We start from the raw sequence: 16,536 nt of genomic DNA, 5'->3' as shown, positions 1-16,536 counted from the left end.
AGGAAAGGGAGGAAAGGGAGGAGGGATGCGGTGCATTCCCCCGTTACTTCCCTCCTCCTTTCCTCCCCCTCCTCCCTTTCCTCCCTCTTTTAAGGCTTCTTCGCTTTAACCGCTTCGACGTTTTTCTTGCGGTTTTCCAGTTCGGTCAGGGCGTTTGTCTGGTCTGTTTTATTGGTTTCGATGTCTTTCTGAAGTTGCTCCAGTTCTTTGGCATTATCCTCGATACGTTTCAGCAAACGCTCTTTTTCTTTGGCATTCTGCTCGATTTCCCGCTGAAGCCGTTCGCCCGTTTTTGCCATTTTCTGGTGGTTCTTCTGGGCTTCATCGAAACTGCCTTCTACGGTGCGTACTTCCTGGCCAAAGAGACTACCCGACGCAAACGTCTTCAACAACTGCTCGGCGGCTGAGTAGCCCGAACTGCCCGGCGTAACGAAGGTGCCGCTACCCAGGTCGAAGGCCGCAAAGATCGTAGCCGATGTACGCGACGATTTTACCGTACTCATGAGGTTGATCGGCTCCGGTGATATCGCCTGAATATCGGCGTTCGGCACCCGGTAGGTACCCCGCGAAGCAGTTACCCGGCCATAGGTTTTGAGCTGGTTCTCCCAGTCTTTTTCAATCTGTCGGCCGTCGCCCTGAACCGTCAGATACAGACCCGAGGCCTTTGTTTTTTCAATCGTGCTCTCACCGGCATAAACGGTTTGAGCGATGGCGCTGGTTGTCAGCGCCAGCAGGCCGATGAAGCCTATCAAACTTGCTGCGATTTTCATGGAGTGTATGTATGGTTTAACGAAAACAAGAAGCACGTGCCGGTTCGGCAGGGTAAACGCAAGCTAGGCGACTTTGCGGGTAATCAACAGACGTTTGTCGCCGTTGAGCAGCGTCGTTGCAAAGATATAGACGTCGCCCCCTTCCTGTAAGTTCAGTTTTTTTCGCAATTCCGCAACCGTCTGCGGAAAGTTACGCACCGTCAGGTTGGCTTTCATCGTCGGTAGCCAGGACTGAAGGGTACCCCGGTCGGGTTTGATAACCCGCTCCAGCACGAAAGCCCGTCCGGGGAAGTCGGGGTTATGTTGCTGGCTGGTATACAGATGGCTGTTGGGAGCCAGCTTGGCCAGTCCGTAGCGGGCCGCCGAAAGCCGGAATGCCCCCGCCTTCAGAATAGCCGCATTGGGTTCATACAGATAGTGCTGCGGGTCGCTGAACGTAACCCCGGCCTCCCGTTCTTCCGGTTGCAGGAACTGTAATCTAACTATCCTATCGTTTAACAGGTTAACAGCGTTAACTTCAATGGGAGCTAAAGGTGTCTGTTGGGAACTGACGACAAACAGGACTTCTTTCACTTCACCCTGAACGGCCACTACATGAACCGCATCGACACGGGCCGATCGGAGGTTGTCCGGCGGTCCGCCCAGCTGCCGGATGGTGGCATCGATATCGATGATGGGGGAGGTTTTCAGCAGGACATGCGTTGCTTTGGCCAGCAGTGCGGTCAGAACGTCGGTCCGCGAAACGTCGGGTTCGCAGTCAGCCAGCCGAACAACCTTACCGCCCTGCCCGTCGCGCCGGTGTGGGTCGAGGTAGATCCAGTCGGCCGACTCGGTGAGTGCCTCGACCACCGCCAGGCCATCTCCCGCCTGCACGTCGATATTCGTGCTGCCCATTGCCGGCAGGTTATAAGCAGCCAGTGAAACCAGCTCGGGTTGCCGCTCAACGTATAGGACCTCCCGTAAGCGCTGCGCAAAGGCCCAGGCATCGACCCCCATACCACCGGTCAGGTCGAGCAGCCGGTCGCCGTCGACCAGTGACGCTTTGTAGCGGGCCGTCTGCTCCGACGAAGCCTGTTCGACCGACAGAGCCGGTGGGTAGAGGACTGCTTCGTTTCCATACCAGGAAGGCAATTTGTCGCGGGTTTTTTGCCGCGCTGCCAGTTGAGCCGCCAGCTTTCGGATGTCCAATCCGGCGGGGTGCGTACGCAGCACCAGTTGCCGCACATCGTCCGTAAGGTGATCGCGAATAAATTGCTTTTCGGTGGATGAGAGGGGCGTCAATAGATGAGTAATAATTTATATTTAATAGCTTTTTAATTTCAGCGACGCATCCGGTTACCTTTGCGTGGTAAGTCAGCCATTAACTGAGCACAAAGCACCGATGCAACGAGTCAATCCGATACGAACCCTGACCTCGTACAACACTGCCTGGCTCCGTCAGGATCTTCCCGCCGGTTTATCGGTCTTTCTCGTTGCGTTGCCCCTCTGCCTGGGTATTGCCCTGGCATCGGGTGCGCCTTTGTTCTCCGGTCTGGTGGCGGGTGTCATTGGTGGTATCGTGGTCGGGTTGTTTTCCGGTTCCGAAATCAGTGTCAGTGGCCCGGCGGCTGGGCTGGCCGTCATTGTCGCCGATGCCATTGCAAAAGTAGGGTCTTATGAGACATTTCTGGTAGCCGTTGTGCTGGCCGGGGCCATGCAGCTGGTCCTGGGCCTGATCAAAGCCGGGCGGTTCAGCAGTTTCTTCCCTGACAGCGTGATCAAGGGTATGCTGGTGGCCATTGGGCTCGTCATCATCCTCAAACAGATTCCTCATGCGCTGGGCCGCGACAACGACTACGAAGGAGAATTCGAGTTTCAGCAGCTGGCCGATGGCGAAAATACGATTTCGGAGATCTACCGGGCTATCGAAACGGCCAGTACCGGAGCAGTTGTCATCAGCGGTGTGTCACTGGCATTTCTGATTTTCTGGGAGCGCACGGCGGGCCGCAGTACCCGGATGTTTTTCAAGAACTTTCCGGCTGCGCTGGTCGTGGTATTCGTCGGTATTGCGCTGAACGAATTTTTTCGGGTGTCGGTACCGGCCTGGTATCTGGGTGATACCGCCCATCAGCACATGGTTCAGATTCCGACCATTACAGCGGGCCAGAGCTTATTTTCGATCTTCGACTTCCCTGACTTCACCATCCTTAGCCAACTGCCTATCTATACCATTGCCGCCACCATTGCTGTCGTGGCCAGTCTGGAAACGCTGCTCAATCTGGAGGCTTCCGACCGGCTCGACCCCGGTAAGCGCGTCTCATCGACCAACCAGGAGCTGATTGCGCAGGGCATAGGCAATATGTTTTCGGGACTGGTGGGTGGCCTGCCCATAACGTCGGTCGTGGTACGGACCTCGGCGAATGTATACGGCGGGGCTAAAACCCGTATATCGGCGATCATCCACGGGGTGTTCCTGCTCCTGGCGGTGTTTCTGGGCGGGCCGTTGCTGAATCTGGTGCCGCTTTCGTGCCTGGCGGCCGTACTGATCATGGTTGGCTATAAGCTGGCTAAACCCACTATTTTCAAGAACATATACCGGGAAGGCTGGAGTCAGTTCGTGCCGTTCATCGTTACGGTGTCAGGCATCATCTTCACCGATCTGCTGAAAGGTATTGCGCTGGGAACCGTGGTTGGTATTCTCTACGTGTTGTACACCAACTTCCAGTCGACCTTTCGGATCATTCGTGAGGGGCATAAGGTCACGATCGAGTTCACCAAAGACCTTTACTTCCTGAGCAAACCCCAGCTGAAGGAAGCGCTGGGTAGTTTACAGCCCGGCGATGAGGTGCTGATCGATGGGAGTAAGGCCTCCTTTATTGACCACGATATCTATACCATGCTCACCAGTTTCAGCGAGACAGCGGCCATGCAGGGAATACGGTATGAACTCCGCGACGTGGTGCTGACACCACGAACCCGTACGAAAAAGCGCGACTTGTCAATCATCGAATAGGTATACCAGGTTCTTGCCGTGCCTGAAACCGATCGGGAAACATGAATCATCCCGAATTTTAAAAGTCGCTATCTTTTTAGAAAACAAGGGTATTAGGCGTGGTGTCAGGTCCCTTGATCTACCGGGTATACACTTCTTTTTTTTCCTACAGAAAAGCCCGGTAGGGGCGACATGTCAATAGAAATAAAGAAGGGGTAGGCCCGTAAAGCGCCGTAGGTGCGACCTAATCCAGTTCAGTTAGGTCGCCCCTACGGCGCTTTAGAGAGGATAGGACCGCTACCAACTAGTGACAGGTCGCCCTTACGGGGCTAGCTGACCAAGGCTGGAGATCTACCCAGACAATACGTCCCCTGACCCAATGCCACGCCCCCGCAGATGTGCCGGAATCAGGTAGCTTTTTGGGTAAGGTTTTCCCGAAGTGTAACGATTCGTTAAAATTCGGGATGACTCATGTTTCTGGTGAGGAAAAAGTAGTTTTTTTTGGAAATTATTCAGTTCCTTGCTGCCCGAACCCCCGGTAATCAGACCGCTTCTTCCATACGATGCTTACTAAAAAATACCTGCCCGGGCCGTGGACGTTACTGATTTTAATTGCGTTTACCCTATTCGTGGTCTTCGTCTGGTGGATAGGGCGGTTGCTACAGTAGCCCCGGCCTGACAAGTCCTGACGTATAATAAGCACGGTTAGGCGATACGTCAGCAGTAGCTGATCGCGTTAGCCGACGGGCGAAACGGCTGGCTGTCTGGAAGCCAGCGGGGCCAGTGACCAATCGTCGGTGAGCAGGCTAACGATAATCTTTCCCCAAATGGCTATGCAGAAAACGGCTTTCAGCACGTAGGGATAAACCAGTGTTTCCCGCAAAATGGACGGGAATATGTCCAGGGGTGAAAGAGAGGTAAAGACGAATGCCAGGATAACCAGTGCGCGGTTGATGAGGCTGGCGGGCTGCGAGAAATACCAGAGCGCTACCCCGCCAATGGCAATGATGAAGGTAGCAGACTCGGCTTTATGATTGAAGATGATCACCCAGAGCAGAACAGAGGCCAATACCAGCAACCGGAACGAGTAGTGAGCGTACTGCGATGTACGGGCCAGTGGAAGCAGCAGCCCTATAGCCCCTAGGACCACGACCACGACCTTGGGTGGATCGAGCGAAAACCAGGTATAGAGCCACCCCATGACCGATAGTCCAATGGAACTGGAGTGATCATGTTCCAGCATGACCAGCCAGTTCTGGTACTGGCCGATCAACTGCGGAAGCGATACAGCCACTACCGGCAAAATGAGCAGCAGCAGGCCCCACGCCACGGTATAGCCTATGGCCGCTGGCTTGCGGGGGTACAGCATAAACAGCATGAACCCCACAACCCCAAACAGTTTGATGAATACCGTGAGCAACATCAGCAGGCTAGCCCATATCAGTTTGCCGCGCTCCATATAGATAAAACTCCACAGGAAGAGCCCCAGAATCAGACTGTTGCTTTGTGAGTTTTGGGTGGCGGTCAGGAGTTCGGGCAGCATAAACCAGCGGATGTTGCCCTTTACCCCCGCGCTCAGATACGGTAAATGGGTGATGCCGTAAAATACGGTCAGGGTATTGAGGAGATTCCACAGGATGAGCCCCAGCCAGTCGGGCAGGTAAGCAAACAAACCCATGAAGAGGGCAAACGTGGGGGAGTATTTGAACAGGTCCAGCTGCTCGGTTAAATGCAGGGCGTATAAATTTTTGTCGTTCAGTAAGTGGATGAACGCGTTTTTGAAGATGACGTAGTTGTTGTAGTTCGTGTAGGCTATCTGATTGGCTACATCGAACTGGTTGGGAATCAGGTAGCGCTGGATGCTGGCAATCAGGGTGATGGCTACGAAAGCGGCTAGTTGTACGCGCTCTTTGGCCAGAAAACGACGGACGGTTTGGTAACGTGCGTTGAGCATGAAGGAGATAACATTGAGGAATTAGGCAAAGATAGGCGTACAATCGGTGCCCTGACCGAATCCAGGCACCGATTGTAGACACCCGGATGGGCTATTCGCCCGGATGGTAGGTCTTTTCCACATGCTTCTGTACATCTTCGGGGTAGAAGAGCACATCCTTGAAGTTACCCTCACAGTACAGGGGAGCCTGATCCGTGAAATGCTTCATGCCGGGCCGGCTGCTTTGTCCACCGGTCACGACCGAGCGGGCTGTCACCCGTTTGCCAAACTCCACTACAGCCACAAAACTATTGCCAACGCTGCCGTACCGTTTTTTGGTGCCGGGATAGGTTTTGGCCGCAAAGGCCGCCAAAGAACCCCAGGCCGAGGAAGTAAAGCCAACGGGAATACTGGGCTTCTGATCGTCGTAGGTTTCCTGGATCTTACCGGTCAGGCGCTGGTACCGGTTAATATCGCCCCAGGGCGTTTTCCAGGTCCCGAAGTCGCGCGTCAGGTCGGTCAGCACCGAGGCTAGGGCCGTTACTTTCTCCTGCGGGGAGGTAGTAAGGATGGTGAAGGCGGTGAGCCCCAGATTGTCGAACCGCTGATCACCGGCGGCCCGGCTGCGGGCTAACCGCTGTATCTTTTCGCCCCAGTGAATCGCCAGCGTCTGACCAATGGAGGAAGCTCCGTACGATTTGTCCCAGCGTTGCAGCACCTGAATAGCCTCGGCCAGGTCTTTCGATCGGTTAGCCGAATCGGCAGATACCGTTTTCCAGGCGCTCAGTAAGGCGGGCAACAGCTCATCGAAGGCCGCCAGATGGGGATCGTTGGCCGCAGCAATCAGCGTATCGAGGGTGAATACCGACCGCTGGCTCAGCACGCGAACGGCGTTGATGCCGCGGTAATTTTCGGGATCGGGGGCCATGTAAGCCGGATACTTGGTTTTGTCGGGGCTGCTGCTGCCCGACACCGTAAAGGGCGTTGCGTTGCAGTTCTGTATCCAGCCGGTGGCCGGGTTACGCACCTGCACGATCTCATCGGCCGAATGCAGTCCTTTCCAGTTGGTAGCGGGGTTGCTGCCGTCGACCGGTTGACTCCAGTCAAAGCGGGGGTCCCGGCGGGGCATGAAGTTGCCGTGCCAGTAAGCGATGGTGCCGTCGCGGTCGGCAAAGATCGTGTTGTTGGACGCATTGCCATTCAGTTTCATGACCTCCCGAAAACTCGCATAGCCGGTTGCTTTCGTGCGCAGATAGGACTGCGACAGGGCGTTGAGGGGCGTATTCATCATATCGATGGCAATCCATTTTCCGCCCTGCTCGCCGGCAATGGGGCCGTGCTGGGTGAAATACATCGTGAACTCCTTGAATTGGGTACCGCTGGCCGTTTTGTAGGGAAGGCGGACTTTTTGGGAACGGACCGGCTTGAGTTCAGTCCCCTGTTTGTAATACAGGCTGTTGCCTTTTTTCTCGATGGTTTCCAGGTATTCGTCCATCGAATCGGCGTAACTGGTGGTGTGCATCCAGCCGCAATGCTCGTTGAATCCCTGATACACAAAGAACTGTCCCCAGGTAACGGCTCCGTAGGCGTTCAGCCCGGCCTGACTCACCATATGCACCTCCGACCGGAAGTAGAACGACGTATGGGGGTTGATGAGCAATAACGCATTTTTGGTAGCACTTTTGGCGGGCGCGATGGCGAAGCCGTTCGAGCCGATGGATTCGCGTTCGTAGTGGTCGACAGGCGTCGTGGACGAGGTTGAAGGGCGCTGCTCGTAGAACGCTTTCAGCCGTTCGGTCGGCACCACGCTTATATTGCCGCCAATGCTGCCTTCGCTGAACATCAGGGGCATCCAGGGCTGGAACCGTCGGAGCAGTTTAGGGGTAACGTTCGGGTGCGTATAGAGGTAATAGTTCGTTCCGTCGGCAAAGGCGTCGAGGAGTTTTTTCATCCAGAGCGGACTTTTTTTGTAGATGGCTATTGCCTGGGTCGAGTCCAGGAACAGCCGCGCCCGCAGGTCCTGATACAGCGCCGATTCTCCTTCCACTTCGGCCAGGCGGCCAATGGACGTGATGTAGTTTTCCTCGACGCGGTCAAAGTCGTCTTCGCACTGGGTGAAGAGCAACCCGAAAACGACGTCTGCATCAGTTTTGCCGTAGATGTGGGGTACGCCCCAGGTATCGCGTGTGATGGTAACCTGTTTGGCCTGTTGCTGCCAGCGGGCCACCTCGGCTTTGCTGAACGCCTGAGCCCGTACCCCGGACAAAGGCCAGCCAGTCAGCAGGCAGACCCATAAACAGACAGATGGAACGGAAAAGGCCATTGACAGGCGATGGAAATGAGTGACCATAAAACGCGTAAATAGGAAGTAAGGAGTGGAAATGACAAGGCGTTGCCGTTACCGGCCCAGCGCAACGAATTTTTTTGGCGCTACCCGGTGGTGGGTTTGTTGCTCATACCCGTACGCCAGCCGGATCAGGGTTGGCTCGTCGAACAGGCGTCCCAGAAACTGAAGACCGGCGGGCAGATCGCCGGTCGTGTAACCCATGGGAATCGTGAACGCGGGCTGGCCCGTGCTGGGAGCAATCAGTTGACTGTTATCGCCTTTGTACCCTTTGGCGTCGCCCACCAGCGCGGGCGGGTAATTCCAGGTGGGGTAAATGAGCGCATCCACATGCAGCCGGTTCATTTCGGCCTCGATGGCGTTGCGGTAGGCAATGCGGAGGGGGTCGGTAAAGGCGTCGCCACACGCAATTTCGGGGTGGCTGGCCCGACCCGTATGCGTTTGCTGGTACGTTAACCGGTCGCGTACCAGGTCGGAATAGCCACCCACCCGGATAACGTCTTCCAGCGTTTTCAGCGTATCGCGCCTGACGAACGTCTTCAGGTACGTCTCCAGGTCGACCCTGAAGTCGGCACACCATTGGTTGGCCCGTAAGGAATCGAAATCGGGGATCGTCACATCAACGACCTGAGCACCCGCCCGGGTCATATCCGTGATGGCCCGGTCGAACAGCTGTTTTATTTCGGGGTGGATATTCTTGTCGCTCAACTGACGCAATACCCCGATCCGCGCGCCTTTAAGCCCGTCTTTTCGTAAAAACTGGGTGTATGTCTTGGGAATTTTCCCCTGGCTGTATTTGGTGATGGGGTCGTTGGGGTCGTACCCGGCCGTGACCTCCAGCAGCCGTACCGCATCGTCGACCGTACGGCACATCGGCCCGCCTACATCATTACGGGTATAGAGCGGAATGATGCCGTAGCGACTTACCAGTCCCAGCGAGGTCCGGAAACCGGCCAGTGCATTGTGTGACGACGGCCCTCGGATGGAGTTGCCCGTGTCGGAGCCCAGACCAACCGTACCCAGGTTTGCTGCGACAGCTGCTGCCGTTCCCCCGCTCGATCCGGCGGGTACATAGGCCAGGTTGTACGGGTTCAGGGTTTCGCCCGCCATAGAGCTTTGTGAGTGCATGGGCGTAAAGGCCCACTCGGCCATATTGGATTTGGCCAGCACGATCGCTCCCGCTTCGCGCAGTTTCCGGACCTGCCAGGCATCCTCGCTGGGGATAAATCCTTTCAGCGCCACCGACCCGCCCGTCGTTTGCAGCCCCTTTGTGTTAAAGTTATCCTTTACAATCACCGGAATCCCGTGCAGGGGCCGGAGCTTGCCGGTTTTTTTGAACTCGGCATCGAGCGCCCGCGCCGTGGCGATAGCGTCGGGGTTGACCAGTATGATCGAGTTGAGCTTAGTGGGCTGGTCGTAGGCCCGGATGCGTTCGAGGTAGGCGTTGACCAGCTGTTCACTCGTCAGGCTCCCGTTCCGAAACGCCCGGTGGACAGCGCTGATGGTGGTTTCGACGGGTTCGAACGCGGGTGCAGACGACGCCTTAACGCTTGGCTGGGCAGCGGCTGGTCCCTGCCAGACGGGACTAAGTACTCCGACAAAAAGAAAGACGCGTAACCAACGGGACAGGTAACTGAATTTGACCATAGAGGAATCGGGAGAACCATATAAACCTATGGCAAAAGTACGCTTTCCTGATTTAATTAAGCGCGCAGAGCCGTAGACAGGGTGTTTTTATGCGGTTTTACAGGGTAATAGCAAAATCGACCGTTTGCTGAATCATAGCCTTACTGGTGATCAGGGACTTACCCGGCACTCGGTCGAGACCATACATCGACCCATGACCGTTTACTCATTGACCCGGCCCGCCTGTTTACCGGCGGCTACTTCCGGACGACTCAGGACGAACAAGCCTTTAAACCGTCCGACTATGTTAACGATTCCTGCCCGGCGAGTTCCCCGACGAGAGCTGCCACCGTTTCTGCTCCGTAAGCGCGTCAGCCTTAAACTGGATACTACGTTTTTCGTGGGTGCTTACACCAAAGTGTTCCTGAAACTACGCGGTCTGACGCTGGACGATCTGGAATTTCGCATTCCCGATGGCCCCAAAGCCGGCGTCGTCTCTTTCTGCCGTGATGCCGACTTCGACCCCGAAAACCCGGATGTCATGCTTTGTATTGGCTATGAGCCGGGAACGTACCTGTTTCAGGTAGTCGATACCAGCACGAACATCGTCATGGCCGAACAGAAGTTCACGGTAACCACCGACTGGTCGGACGAGCAGGCTGGTCCGTCGCTGTCCTTCACCGGGATCAGCGAATCGTTCGTGTCGGCCCCGGCCTGGGGTGGCGGACCGGCGGGGCCGCAGAACGTGAACGTGCTGCCCGCTACTGGTACCCGTCGGCTGGCCATTCTCCTCATCGACACCGCCGACGGACGGTACTCCGCCGATGTGCCAACGCTGGATGGTATCCGGACCCGCTGGATGGATGAGACCATCAATGGCGTATCGGTAGGGGGTAATCTGGTGAGTGCCCGTCAGTATTACCGCGAGGTGTCGTACGGTAATTTCGATCTGTCGGCCGATATTTTCGGTCCGGTGAGCTTGCCCAACAACTGGAATACGTATTTCGACACGACAGCGGGGAAAGTAGGCTGGCCCCTGACGGCGCTGGGGCAGGCGGCTATTACCGCTGGTGATAGCGTCATCAATTACAACAATTACGATACCATCATCTTCGTTTCGGAGCAGGCGACCGGCAGCATGAACGCCTGGCCCTATGGCTGGGGCGGCACGTTCACAACGGCCGAGGGAAACAAGTCGCTGGCGCTGATTTCGATGCCCCGCGAGTGGGGAGCGGGCTTCCGGGCCGACCGTTCTGTACGGGCCACGGTCATTCATGAGCTGGGCCATAACCTCGGCCTGGGTGACCAGTACAAGCCGGATGCCGGTCGGAACGTGGGCAACTGGGACCCGATGAATACCGAAGACAACCTACCCCATTTCTCGCTGGCCCACCGGATGATGTTGGGCTGGGTTCAGCCCGGCTGGCTGAAGACCTATAACTTCGCCAACGGCGGAACACCCGTCAGCGAAACCATCACGCTCCACCCCATAGAAGCCGGGGCTCCGCCTACGGGCCGGCAATCGGGGATCGAAGTGCGGCTGGCCGACGGCTGGAACTACTACGTCGAATACCGGGCGGGGCAGTCTACCCATGTTGGCGACCGAAACCTCGACACGAACAATGCCGTGCTGGTGACCGATGTCGATTCGTCGCCGGGGGACGCGCCCATCAGCCGCCCCATCATCCTGCGCGTTCCCAACGACTCCGACGGGGACGGGAGCGTGTTGGTCAACGGGCTCGACTACCGCGAAACCGACACTACGGACCCTACTTTTCCGACCGATTTCAAGATGAGCACCAGTGGGATCAACGGGACCAAAGCTGACGTGCGGGTAGAGTATGGCGTCAACAGCCGCCCCGACCCCGCTATCCGGCCCTGGCCCGCCAGTCCCGATCGTCAGTGGCAAAGTCCCGATATCGAGGTGCAGAATGCCCGGAATCTGGCCGATCCGGCAAACTGGTTCAACGTGCCCTGGGCGGGCAATCCCAATACGGTGATCGCCCGCGTCAAGAACAACGGCAATCTGGCCGCCCCAAACGTACGGGTCGAGTTTTATGTCAAGAACTTCAACGTGGGTGGTGCGCCGGAAACGCCGCTAACTGCCGACATGCAAACGATTCCCGCCGGGGGGACGGTCAGTTTTCAGACCACCTGGAACCCGCCGGGTAACGGACACTACTGCCTCATCGTCCGGATACCGGGTTACTTTCTTCCTGGCCCGCCACCCGTCATCGAAATGTCGGTGTTCAATAACCAAGCGCAGTCCAATTACGACCGGTTTATCTCGGCATCGGCGTCGCCCGCCAGTCGTGAGATCACGTTTGTGGAGGTAGGGAACCCCTACGACAAGCCCACACGGGTGTTTGTGCGGCCGGGCCAAAGCAACCCCCTGTACCGGACCTATGTGGAACACACCAGCCTGACGCTGGAGCCGGGCGAGACCCGTAAGGTGAAAGTGATGTTCGAGTACGATCACACGAACCTGTTCAAAACGCCTGTATCGCTCGGTAAGACCAGCTCTTACGATACCACAGACCGGCGGCAGGACCCCCGCGTCAACCCCGATCTGCTCATTAAGAAGTTCCGGTCTGTCCCGAACCGGGTGGGGCTGGCCGCTTTCATCGACGACCCGAACGAGACGCCCCCTCATGCCGTAGAGTTACTGAGTGGGGCGCAGGTGGAGGTGGTGACAGGCCGGAAAACCCGGTTCGACTATTTTTACCTGGACGGGCGAATTGGTGGCCGGGTTGTGGAAGATACCGTCAGCCGACAGCCGACGGGTGTTAGCCGGGGAAAGGTGCTGCTGATCTTCCGGAATGACGATGAGCCGGACAAGCCACAGGTCGTCTACGAGGAAGCAAAGCTGGACTGGGATGGCCGTTTTGTGGCCAAGGTAACGGAGAAGGCAGAGAACATCCGGTTCCAGACGGTACAGGGTTACTACGTGCCGGCGCTGGACTTCGGCGATGCCTACAGCGCCATCCTGGAACGACGGTAAGTAAACGGGGGAATCGAGCCGTTCGGGCGGGCGCACCCATGCGCCCGCCCGAACGGCTTTTTTGCTCATTCCTGCCGGGCCACACCGGTCGTAGTACTTTCCAGGTCAAAACATGAAGGAAACACAGAATCGTATGGGTATACGGTAAACGTGTTTATTTTTACCCGGCTCCCGGCACGTACCGCTTAAAATAACCCTTCACCTGGCTCTATGAATCGATTTATCCAACTGCTTGCTCTCACTGCACTCGTCTATTCGCAGGGGGCGCTGGCCCAAAAACAAAAAGCCAAACCAACCGAAACGGTAGCGGCATCGACCTTTACCGTACCGGTTCGGCTGCAACAGGAACTACAACGGTTATCGGATCTGTCGGGTGGGGTTGTGGGTATCTGCGCCACCCATATCGAGAGTGGCAGGACCATTACGCAACGTAAGGGCGAGCCGTTTCCTATGGCCAGTTCCTATAAAGTTGCCATTGCGACCCAGCTGCTGTCCCGCGTCGATAGTGGCCGCGTAACCCTCGACCAGCTGGTTCCCATCCTCAAAACAGATTTCCATCCGGGCAGCGGGATGCTGTCGGAGCGCTTCAACTGGCCCCATTCGCCAACTACCGACCTGTCCCTGTCGGTGCGGAGTTTACTCGAACTGATGCTCCTGATCAGCGACAACAGCGCTACCGACATTTGCCTGCGGCTGGCGGGCGGTCCTGCGGCCGTGAATGCCTGTATGAAACGGCTGGGTATCGATGGACTGCGCGTCGACCGGCCAACGGCCTGGCTTATTGCCGACTGCGTGGGTATCCCGATGGATATGAGTCAGGCGTGGTCACCTGCCCGGTATGACTCGCTGGCTAAATTCAGCACGCCGGAAACCCGACAGGCCAGTTATGTGGCTTTCGAGACCGACAATCGGGATACGTCGACTCCGGAAGCGATGACGCTGCTGTTAACGAAACTCTACACCCGGCCCGTTCTCAAAACCGCGAGTCAGGCCCTGCTGCTCGACATCATGAAACGATGCGAAACGGGTTTGGCCCGCCTGAAAGGAGCCCTGCCCCCCGATACGGAAGTGCTGCACAAAACGGGCACCATCGGCCTGACCGCCAGTGATGTCGGCATTATTACGCTGCCGGGAAACGCGGGCCATGTGGCGATTTCGGTCTTCGTGAAATCGTCTAAAAAAGACGGTGCCACGCGGGAACGAACCATCGCCGAAGTTACCCGAACCATCTACGATTATTTTCTTTTTCTGTAGGTGCTGGAAAGAAAAGATTGACCGGCTACACCTAAACCGCCTGATCCGTGAAAGGGTCAGGCGGTTTAGGTGTAGCCGGGTTCATGTAGGCCATTTAGCTCAAAATAGGCACAGGTTGATATTTCCTCCGGCAATGGCCGGGGGCGTATCGGTGATGTCCGCCCGTGTTCTGTGTCTGATCCTGAAGGAGTTTAAAGTAGCGGTGCGCATCCGCCGTCAACGAGCCCTGCCGAATTTCGACCAGGCAAGCATTCGTTTGATAGAAGGGAATTTGGGCCGCCCGTCGATCCGTGATTGTTCCTCCGTTACTGTACTCCAATACAAGAGCTAAATCGTCAGTAAAAGGCCATAAAAACGTTATTACACCAAATCTGGGCTTGCACTTCATCACTCGAAATATAGCCCTCAATGCTACGCTAGGATACAACGTCCAATCGCAAAACAGTTTTTCTTAGTAGCCTCTCCTGTAGTGTTGATACGGGTCCAGCCGTGACAACTAAATCATTAGATTTTGGCTTCTAGCTGTTTTTGAAAGATAATCAACCGGATACTTTTGTAGGTTTTCTATAGGTTGCCAGTAAAGGTCTCTACCGACTTTTGCAACAGCTACGACGCTTATACAACAAGATAAGTCTTTACAACTGATAGCTACTGGTTCGGGTCTACATCAAAAATGAGCGAGCTATGAAATACTTACTTACTCTATTTCTTCTAGCCAATTTGCTGACTAGTTGCGATAAAAATAAAATTGATTCTTCATTTACCTCTTGTACCTACCCGGGTATCAAGCTTACGCGTACAAATGAATTTATTAAAGATGTTCCAGCAACCATAATCGCTGTTCCATCTCCCAATCAGCCAGTCAGCTATCAAATGATGCGAGGGGGTACTTCAGCGGCTTTGGGAAGTTGTAATCTACCCCTTGGTTATGCAAAAGATAGTCTGAAAGTCACCGTGAGCGGCTACTTCCTTACTTTCACTGGATTGGAAGTGATGAACCTATCGCCCCTTCCTTTTGAAGTGACGGATATCAAACGAAGAGAATAAGATTTTTCTAAGCTTGAAAAGCCGAATGAATTTAGCCAATACTAATTCAAATCGACTAGCATAATTGCACTTATGCAACAACGGTGAAACCCAATCTTGTTACTTTATTTGGAATCATAGGTAAGAATAAACTGATCTGTCGAGACATGAAAAGTATTGTATTGGTTGTACTAGCGGGTGCCTTTTTTATTGTAGCAGGTTGCCACCAAGAGGTTAATCCTATCAAAGAACATACTCAAGATGTACAACAAGCAAAGAAGTGGCTCCTTGGTCGGTGGAAACTCGTCAGAGTATCGGTCCAGTTGCCTAACCCTACTGTACCGAATGTGGAACTGTTGGTTGACGAGCACCAAATTGAGCTACTACAAGATGGTAGCCGGACTGACCAAGTCGGCTATGAAATAATTAGTATCAACAATGGCTTGAAAATTACGACCAATGCCCAGCCCCGAGCCGACAATTGGTATATCCGCAATCCTAGTTTGTACATCAATAAAAAGCGAATGTTTTTCGATTTAGGAGTCGCTTCGGATGGGCCTGGCTTTGAATTTGTCAAAGTGAGTTAGCTGAGCCCATTTGTAAATAACAAAGGTGGCTATTGCAAAAGTCAATGGAGGCCTTTACTGGTACCCTAAACCTGTTTTTTGGGGAACGAATTTAGGGTGAACGTAGAGCATATGACTTACCCGGCAACTCCCTGTTGGAGTTTTTCAACAGCCACTGCACTTATACAACAAGTTGTAAGTGTGCACGTTCTGTTTGAAAATAGTAACATGACGACAACTATGAAAAACTATTTATTGGTAGTCAGTTTATTATTTCCCCTGTACGCTTCAGCTCAGCTAGCTACAAATAATAAACAACAGGCTTTGTTGGAAAAAGGGCAGTTGAGTGCAGGTTTGATTGTAGGTGGGGGGTGGGAATATGGCAACTTCCAGGGTCGGATAACTCCTCGGTTACAATACCTTTTGAAAGATGGTTGGTCAATTGCTTTGGAAGGACGTTATACCAATATAAGAGGCCCTGAATTCCGGTATCGAGGAGCAGGCTTATCAACTCGGTATTATTTTATCCGAGACAGACGGCTCGCTTTATTTGGTCAACTAGGCGCCACATATGGTCAAAGCACCTTTTTAAGTGTCAACTATATCCGTGACGCGCAGGGAACTGTCATTACGTGGGATACGTATCGAGATCGCTCTAACGCTTTTCAGAGTCATGCTGGTTTGGGTGTACATATTAGCTTGAATCAGCGATGGTCTATCGAGGGGATGGCTGAACGTACCTTAACTAACAATATAGGAAGCTCACTCGATTACAGTCGATGGCAAGGTAATCTTGGCGTCAATTACAGATTCGAATAAGAAGTACTTTTATTTGAAATGGCAAGGCCAGATTTTATAATCTGGCCTTGCCATTTCAAAGTTTCGTCACTTACTATAAAGGGTTTATACAACACCTTAACATTATGAAAACAGGGGGTCGTGCCTTAAAAGTGGATATTAAGCTTGAAAAAGAGATGGTTAATCAGCAACCCAATCACCGTGTCGTGCATTAAAACCGACTTGGAAAAACAGATGGTGCGACGCG

The 16,536-nt window shown here is 54.5% G+C and carries 11 protein-coding genes; 6 read left to right on the top strand and 5 right to left on the bottom strand.

What is annotated here, in order from left to right:
• Positions 1-89: 89 nt before the first annotated feature.
• Together FH603_RS24635 and FH603_RS24630 are read right to left on the bottom strand one after the other, a co-directional pair.
• Positions 90-770 (bottom strand): hypothetical protein, encoded by a 681-nt coding sequence (locus FH603_RS24635; protein WP_186741264.1) that lies wholly within the window; start codon positions 768-770, stop codon positions 90-92.
• Positions 771-833: 63 nt separating this feature from the next.
• Positions 834-2,051, bottom strand: coding sequence for a THUMP-like domain-containing protein (locus FH603_RS24630; RefSeq protein WP_186741262.1), 1,218 nt, complete (start codon positions 2,049-2,051; stop codon positions 834-836).
• A gap of 100 nt (positions 2,052-2,151) precedes the next feature.
• Here FH603_RS24630 and FH603_RS24625 point away from each other — a divergent pair, with 100 nt between their 5' ends.
• The gene (locus FH603_RS24625; RefSeq protein ID WP_186741260.1) at positions 2,152-3,762 is read left to right on the top strand and encodes a SulP family inorganic anion transporter; all 1,611 of its coding nucleotides are present in this window, start codon (positions 2,152-2,154) and stop codon (positions 3,760-3,762) included.
• 715 nt (positions 3,763-4,477) lie between these two features.
• Here the strand turns inward: FH603_RS24625 and FH603_RS24620 are convergent.
• The 3 genes from FH603_RS24620 to FH603_RS24610 all read right to left on the bottom strand — a co-directional run bounded on the left by FH603_RS24620 (position 4,478) and on the right by FH603_RS24610 (position 9,665).
• Entirely contained in the window at positions 4,478-5,695 is a 1,218-nt protein-coding gene (locus tag FH603_RS24620) for a glycosyltransferase family 87 protein (protein WP_186741258.1), read from the bottom strand.
• 91 nt (positions 5,696-5,786) lie between these two features.
• On the bottom strand, positions 5,787-7,997 hold the full coding sequence (locus FH603_RS24615) for a penicillin acylase family protein (protein ID WP_186741256.1): 2,211 nt from the start codon (positions 7,995-7,997) through the stop codon (positions 5,787-5,789).
• Between the two features lie 75 nt (positions 7,998-8,072).
• Positions 8,073-9,665 (bottom strand): amidase, encoded by a 1,593-nt coding sequence (locus tag FH603_RS24610; protein ID WP_186741254.1) that lies wholly within the window; start codon positions 9,663-9,665, stop codon positions 8,073-8,075.
• Between the two features lie 283 nt (positions 9,666-9,948).
• On the opposite strand from FH603_RS24610, the gene FH603_RS24605 reads away from it, so the two are divergent.
• The 5 genes from FH603_RS24605 to FH603_RS24585 all read left to right on the top strand — a co-directional run bounded on the left by FH603_RS24605 (position 9,949) and on the right by FH603_RS24585 (position 16,310).
• Positions 9,949-12,645 carry a CARDB domain-containing protein gene (locus FH603_RS24605; RefSeq protein ID WP_186741252.1) on the top strand — a complete coding sequence of 899 codons (2,697 nt, stop codon included), beginning with the start codon at positions 9,949-9,951 and terminating at the stop codon, positions 12,643-12,645.
• A gap of 210 nt (positions 12,646-12,855) precedes the next feature.
• On the top strand, positions 12,856-13,899 hold the full coding sequence (gene bla, locus FH603_RS24600; protein WP_186741250.1) for a class A beta-lactamase: 1,044 nt from the start codon (positions 12,856-12,858) through the stop codon (positions 13,897-13,899).
• A gap of 684 nt (positions 13,900-14,583) precedes the next feature.
• Complete coding sequence (locus tag FH603_RS24595; protein WP_186741248.1) at positions 14,584-14,946, top strand: hypothetical protein; 363 nt, start codon at positions 14,584-14,586, stop codon at positions 14,944-14,946.
• Between the two features lie 146 nt (positions 14,947-15,092).
• Positions 15,093-15,512 carry an EexN family lipoprotein gene (locus FH603_RS24590; protein ID WP_186741246.1) on the top strand — a complete coding sequence of 140 codons (420 nt, stop codon included), beginning with the start codon at positions 15,093-15,095 and terminating at the stop codon, positions 15,510-15,512.
• 219 nt (positions 15,513-15,731) lie between these two features.
• A complete protein-coding gene (locus FH603_RS24585; RefSeq protein WP_186741244.1) occupies positions 15,732-16,310 on the top strand; it encodes an autotransporter outer membrane beta-barrel domain-containing protein in 579 nt (192 codons plus the stop codon).
• Positions 16,311-16,536: the final 226 nt, after the last annotated feature.

Origin of the sequence: Spirosoma utsteinense (assembly GCF_014282275.1) — a bacterium.
Taxonomy (GTDB): Bacteria; Bacteroidota; Bacteroidia; order Cytophagales; family Spirosomataceae; genus Spirosoma; species Spirosoma utsteinense.
The sequence above is the reverse complement of the archived record's forward strand: the minus strand, read 5'-3'. Positions and strand labels throughout refer to the sequence as shown.